Here is a 6,174-nt window from a genome sequence, read left to right as displayed (position 1 = left end):
TTTTGGCAAAAGGCTTTTCCTATACAAACTGAGCGAGAACGTGGGACGTCAAGTTTTTTGATCACACTAATCATATCAAGTTACTTTTGTCAAGTTTTTTGTAAAGAAATATGTTTATAAAGCATAGGCTGTTTTGGGGGGCTAGGGGGGCAAAATTCAGTATCAAAAAACTTTTCAGATATCCTCTTAGAAAGGGGGACTTTGAGTAGGTAATGGGTAATAGGTAATGGAAAAACGCGGCAAAACCACCAGCATCACCAATCGGTTTCCTCACTTCTATGACGGAGCCAATGTTGAGAGTTTGCTCTACCAATTTATTGATGTCTTTGGCGTCTTGCTAGAGCAAGGGGAAACCGACTTGCTCGCTGTGATGCGTTCCCATCATGTGGATACCGCTGACAATGAAGGTTCTCAAGGCTTTATTGCTAACAAAAAGGGAGATTTAGATCAACTTTTTGCTCTCTACCTAGAAGCTTTAGGGGGCACCTCTCAACTGGTACAGGTTAGTCACCAGTTTAGTCCAGGGAGTCTTAAAAATGTCAGTAACTTGGCCAAGAAACTTCATGAAGGCAGGGATGAACTGTCTGAGTATTTGCGATCGCAACTTGATCACGATACCAAGACCCTTCTGGAGCGCTATCAGGTTGCCCAGGCTCAATTTAACCTAGAGTCTTTCAGGGATCTGCCCGGTCTGGCCATTAAGCTGTTGGTTGCTACCGTTGATACCGATCCACTCAGTCATTATCTCAAAATTCACTTGCCCCCAGAAACCCTGGAACTGCTGAATCACTATGACGGTTTCCCCCCGCTTCCTGAACCCCTAGAGCAGGGACTGGTGCAAACACTCAACCAACAGCTGGTTAATCCCTCCCTCTATGGGAAAAATAAGCCATACTTCCAAACCCTGACTCTTAGCAAAGCCGCTCAGCAACTGCTGGCACAACAACCAATCGGGGAAGACCGACAACGTCTCAATCGCTTGTTGTTAGACGCTGCCTATCCAGAGTATATCAGCCCTAGCCCTATTCCCACTCTGGCGGAGGTAGAACAGGGGTTAATTAAGGGACTCAATCTTTGTCTTGAAGACCCTTCACTATACCAAAAAACTTACCAAGACACCGACCAACCCCGACCAGAAACCCCTCCCCAGGGAGCTGATCTGATTATCCAGAATCGGCAATTGCTAGAAGCAGCCTATCCCAATGAAATTGCCAAGAGTTATGCTCCTTACCGAGAGCGACTCAAAGGCTTGATTCAAATCCTCCGTCAAGGAGCAGCTACCAAGCAAGGGATTATTGATTTGGTGGCAGCCAACTTGGGAATTTTAGGAGATTCTCCCGCAGCTCAAGCTGCTAAGGAAACCATTGAAATTAAAGAGTTCATGCCTCGGCTGACTCAGTTGCATCCTCATAATCAGCCAGAACATTCCTACGTGCTGAGACTTGGGGCAGAATTTGAGGTATATAACCCCAACCCGCAGCCTGAGAAAATCGAAATTTTCCTGGCAGTTCAGCCAAGTCTGCCTGTGGTATTATACAATTTGCGAGTTGTTAGGTGCGATACTGAAGAATCGGTTACTTACCAAGGAGAAGCGAGGGCATCCGATGTATTGTCCTTTCGAGAGAATACTGTTGAAGTCAACGGTAAACCTTATGCAACAGAAGGAACGCCCCAACTACCAACCCAAACCTCTCGCTGGCGGCTGGAAGCCCAGTTAGCTGATGGGGTTCCCCTGGCCCGATTTGACCAACAGCGCTTTGGTGAAACCACCTTTGCCTTGAGTCAACCCGCCGTCTCTCTGGAAATGAGATTCTACAAACTCACCCCAGGGGTGTTTGAGGTAAAAATTCCTTGGGATATTCCCGGCTTTACTGATAAGTTTCAGCAAGCAGGGGACCATCCTCGCCATCAAATTGCTGGAATTATTGACAAGGTTAAAGCCGCTGGTGTTCTGGGGATGATTACCTATGAAAAGCGCTTTCAGGAAACTCACGAGATGGTAGCACGGTTGGGAGTCGAGCGTTCTCCTTTTCTGGAAGAACATCTTGCCGAAGATACCTTGACTATTAGTAGTCTTCAGGTTCCCTATCCAGAGGGAGTAGTCCACGAAATGTCTGATAACCTGCTTACTTGTGGAGTATTTGACTATACGGGCTTTGATAGCGGGAATCGTTTTGGTTGAAGAAAGGGAGTCGGGAGTCGGGAGTCGGGAGTCGGGAGTCGGGAGTCGGGAGTCGGGAGTCGGGAGTCGGGAGGGTGAATGCCAAGTTTTAACTTTTAACTTTTAACTTCTAACTTCTAACTTCTAACTTCTAACTTCTAACTTCTAACTTTTAACTTCTAACTTTTAACTTCTAATTTATAACTTCTAACTTCTAACTTCTAACTTCTAATTTATAACTTCTAACTTCCCGATTCCCGATTCCCGATTCCCGATTCCCGATTCCCGATTCCCGATTCCCGATTCCCGATTCCCGATTCCCGATTCTTAATTCTATGAAAATTGCCGAAACCCTCGAAATGAAAGGTAGGTTGACTATCCAAAAATATAATCCTCAAGCTCAGCTGGTGCAGGAAGTTAAAGCTGACAACTCGATTGTTTACACAGGGCGGGAATTAGTTGCCAAGTTATTTACTAATCAAACCATTGATCCGATCCGCTACATCGCATTAGGGACTGGCGGCAGCACCAAAGTTGCTCCAGCTACGGATACTCAATTGGGACAGGAGGTGTTTCGGAAAGAACTTAAACCGTTTGAGTCCAAAGATTTAATCGAGACTGGAGACGGTGACAGTAAAAAGTGTAAAATTATGTTGTCTGTAGACCTAGATTTTGGGGAACCTGATAAACAGCCAGTTGAGTTGACTGAGGCGGGTTTGTTCAATAGCCTAGAAAAAGGCAAGGGAATCATGTATAATCGAGTGATTTTTCCTGTAATTACCAAGAGCGATAAATTTAAGTTAACTCTTGTGTGGGAAATTTTATTTTAGTGAGAATTAGAAAGCTTAGGGAGCAGCAATGACCAACGGCTTTGAACCAAAACAGAAAAATCCTGGAGATTTGATCCTTTCGGCAGATTGGAATGCCGCCATGGGTGAAATTGACCGTTTGGGGAATACTCTTAAAGACATAAAACAAAAAGCAACAAGCTTCCAGGGACCTCTAACCATTGCAGAAGCCCTGAACGTTAAGGGCAACGTAGGAATTGGCACAGACACTCCCACCGCTAAACTGGAAGTCAAGGGAAACCTGAAACTAGAATTAGGAGAAGCGGTCAATGAATTTTCCAGCGATATTACCTTGGCAGACAACTCGAATCAAGCTGTCCCCACGCAACTGGCAGTGAAAACCTATGTAGAACACCAAGTCCAAGGGGTAAAAGCTAGCGCCAGAGAGTCGTTTGAAACTAAAAAGCTCCAAGTCAGTGAGACGCTGACGGTAGAGGGTGCTACACAGCTCAATGGCAGTCTGCAACTGGGGCAGGGCGTACAAGTAGCGCAATTTAGTGACACCATCGGCCAATCCAGAGAATCCTCCCTGGTAGTAGTCCCCACGCAACTGGCAGTGAAAAACTATGTAGACAATAAAGTGCAAGGGTTAGACGATAGCCTCAAAGCCTACATCATAAAGCTTTTATATGAGCCAAAATTATATGACATAAAAATAGAATCCTTTAAGTTAGCTCAAGGAGTCATTTTGGAAATGGCATACATCCCAGGAGGTATGTTCTTGATGGGTTCCCCTATTAGTGAATTTAGGCGCAGTGATGACGAAGGCCCCCAGCATTTGGTAAATGTATCAGGGTTCTGGATGGGACAATTTCCAGTAACTCAGCAGCAGTGGCAGGCCGTTGCTGATTACAACAAAGTCAAAGCTACGCTTCAACCCAAGCCATCTTACTTTAAAGGCGATAACCTACCCGTTGAAAAGGTATCATGGAATGATTGTCAAGAATTTTGTGCGCGACTCAATAAAAAATTTAAGGGTCAACTCCAGGGTCGAAAATTCCGTTTGCCCAGTGAGGCGGAATGGGAATATGCCTGTCGAGCAGGTACGACAACTAGATATTACTATGGCGACGACGAGTCAAAACTGGGAGAGTATGCTTGGTACAGTGGTAATTCTGATTCCAAAACTCATCCAGCAGTAAAAGAAAAAACCCCGAATAACTGGGAATTGTATGATATGATCGGTAATGTATGGGAATGGTGTGAAGATACTTGGCATGACAACTATGATGGTGCCCCTGTAGACGGCATTCCCTGGATTGATAATTATAAGTCTTATCGATTGCTGCGTGGCGGATCTTGGTACCGCAATCCTAAGGACTGTAGCTGTGCAAATCGCTACGGCAAAAATCCTGGTGACAGCAGCAGGAAATTCGACCTCGGTTTCCGGGTAGTTTGTTCCTAGGCGTGGAATCTTCTTTGCCCTTTCGCCTTTTTCTAAGTAATAGGTAATCGGGAATCGGGAATCGGGAATCGGGAATCGGGAATCGGGAATGGAGAATTAAGAATGGAGAATTAAGAATTGAGAATTGAGAATTGAGAATTAAGAATTGGTAATCGGGAATTTAGGATAGGGATCTTGTAGGGTGGGCAAATGGACATGACTGCTGAGGAAATTGCCAAACTCTCATTATTTGCCCACCTAGCCTAGGGAATGCGATTTTTCTATGGGATGCTTGTTGTTTTAGGGATCCGTTGACTGCTCGAGCACCTGTTTCACAAGTTCAACCTCTAATTCTAAAGCTTGGGCAACTTGTTCTACGGTTAACCCCAACGCTAACAACCGAGGTATGGACTTTAATTTGCCTTGAATTTCACCTTCAAGTCTCCCTGCTTGTATACCTTCAAGTCTGCCTTCTTGTATGCCTTCAAGCCTACCTTCGGCTAAAGCCTCCTGATAAACTTTAGTTTGCCGTAAATCACTTAAGCTAAACATTGCTTCTATCTCCGTGCGACTGAGTTTGGGTAACTTATACACTAGTATGGTCTCTATTAATTGTAGAAGTTCTCGCTTTTGTGGTTCATTGTCTATCTCCTCAGTGGTTCGTTGAATCAAGTCTTGAGCTTGTGCGATTGCAGTATCTTCCTTGGTGACAATTAGCTGTACTGTAGCTATACCCACCGATGTTGCAGAGGTCTCGGCTAATTCATCGAGATAAATCCGAGATACCCTTGGGGAATCGAGTAATTCAAGATATTGTTGAGTTGCTCCTTTATCCACATTGCGGCTCGGGTAAATCACCACACCACGCCAATCATTGCTGAGTTTAGTTTTGTTTAAGTACATGAAAATTTCGGTAAAGAAGCGGGAGTAAAATTCAGAGTCCCTCTGAAATTGGACTTCTACAAAATAAATCGGTTGTTGGGCTGTGGTGGTTGTCGGCAGGAATACTCCATCAATTCTAAATGCTAGTTGTTTGACTTCCACAGAGGCGAATTGATAAGCTTGTGCTTCTGTAGGGGAATGGTTAATTAATTCAAAGAAGATGCTGGGAAACGATTGGAACAGGCGATAGAATATGGTATCGGTTTTCACATTTAGGTCATTACTTAACTATAGCTATAGTAATGGTAATGGGTAATGGGTCACCCGCGTAAACCCACCTAGCTCCCATTACCTATTACCCATTACCTAACTATGGGATAGTTTTTGTTTCAGGGATCCGTTGACTGCTCGAGCACCTGTTTCACTTGTTCAACCTCTAATTCTAAAGCTTGGGCAACTTGTTCTACGGTTAAACCCAACGCTAACAACCGAGGTATGGACTCTAATTTGCCTTGAATTTTACCTTCAAGTCTGCCTGCTTGTATACCTTCAGCTAAAGCCTCCTGATAAACTTTGGTTTGCCGTAAATCACTTAAGCTAAACATCGCTTCTATCTCCCTGCGACTGAGTTTGGGTAACTTATACACTAGTATGGTCTCTATTAATTGTAGAAGTTCTCGCTTTTGTGGTTCATTGTCTATCTCCTCAGTGGTTCGTTGAATCAAGTCTTGAGCTTGTGCGATTGCAGTATCTTCCTTGGTGACAATTAGCTGTACTGTAGCTATACCCACCGATGTTGCAGAGGTCTCGGCTAATTCATCGAGATAAATCCGAGATACCCTTGGGGAATCGAGTAATTCAAGATATTGTTGAGTTGCTCCTTTATCCACATTGCGGCT

At 44.4% G+C, this 6,174-nt stretch carries 7 protein-coding genes; 3 read left to right on the top strand and 4 right to left on the bottom strand.

What is annotated here, in order from left to right; all coding sequences use genetic code 11:
• Nucleotides 1-226 precede the first annotated feature (226 nt).
• Nucleotides 227-2,182 carry a hypothetical protein gene (locus F6K49_RS26325; RefSeq protein WP_293101369.1) on the top strand — a complete coding sequence of 652 codons (1,956 nt, stop codon included), beginning with the start codon at nucleotides 227-229 and terminating at the stop codon, nucleotides 2,180-2,182.
• Here the strand turns inward: F6K49_RS26325 and F6K49_RS26320 are convergent.
• On the bottom strand, nucleotides 2,127-2,267 hold the full coding sequence (locus tag F6K49_RS26320) for a hypothetical protein (RefSeq protein WP_293023982.1): 141 nt from the start codon (nucleotides 2,265-2,267) through the stop codon (nucleotides 2,127-2,129). The genes F6K49_RS26325 and F6K49_RS26320 overlap by 56 nt on opposite strands.
• Before the next feature lie 136 nt (nucleotides 2,268-2,403).
• The gene (locus tag F6K49_RS26315; RefSeq protein ID WP_293023979.1) at nucleotides 2,404-2,544 is read right to left on the bottom strand and encodes a hypothetical protein; all 141 of its coding nucleotides are present in this window, start codon (nucleotides 2,542-2,544) and stop codon (nucleotides 2,404-2,406) included.
• On the opposite strand from F6K49_RS26315, the gene F6K49_RS26310 reads away from it, so the two are divergent.
• Nucleotides 2,533-2,991 (top strand): hypothetical protein, encoded by a 459-nt coding sequence (locus F6K49_RS26310; protein WP_293023976.1) that lies wholly within the window; start codon nucleotides 2,533-2,535, stop codon nucleotides 2,989-2,991. The genes F6K49_RS26315 and F6K49_RS26310 overlap by 12 nt on opposite strands.
• Before the next feature lie 28 nt (nucleotides 2,992-3,019).
• The gene (locus F6K49_RS26305) at nucleotides 3,020-4,414 is read left to right on the top strand and encodes a formylglycine-generating enzyme family protein (RefSeq protein WP_293023973.1); all 1,395 of its coding nucleotides are present in this window, start codon (nucleotides 3,020-3,022) and stop codon (nucleotides 4,412-4,414) included.
• Between the two features lie 279 nt (nucleotides 4,415-4,693).
• Here the strand turns inward: F6K49_RS26305 and F6K49_RS26300 are convergent, their stop codons facing one another.
• Both F6K49_RS26300 and F6K49_RS26295 read right to left on the bottom strand, forming a co-directional pair.
• The gene (locus tag F6K49_RS26300; RefSeq protein ID WP_293101366.1) at nucleotides 4,694-5,545 is read right to left on the bottom strand and encodes an Rpn family recombination-promoting nuclease/putative transposase; all 852 of its coding nucleotides are present in this window, start codon (nucleotides 5,543-5,545) and stop codon (nucleotides 4,694-4,696) included.
• Between the two features lie 119 nt (nucleotides 5,546-5,664).
• Nucleotides 5,665-6,174 (bottom strand): Rpn family recombination-promoting nuclease/putative transposase (locus tag F6K49_RS26295; RefSeq protein WP_293101363.1); only part of this gene is annotated, 510 nt, incomplete at its 5' end.

The sequence above is a fragment of the Moorena sp. SIO3I6 genome (assembly GCF_010672095.1).
Note: the sequence above shows the minus strand (reverse complement) of the source record. Positions and strands in the feature narration are given on the sequence as shown.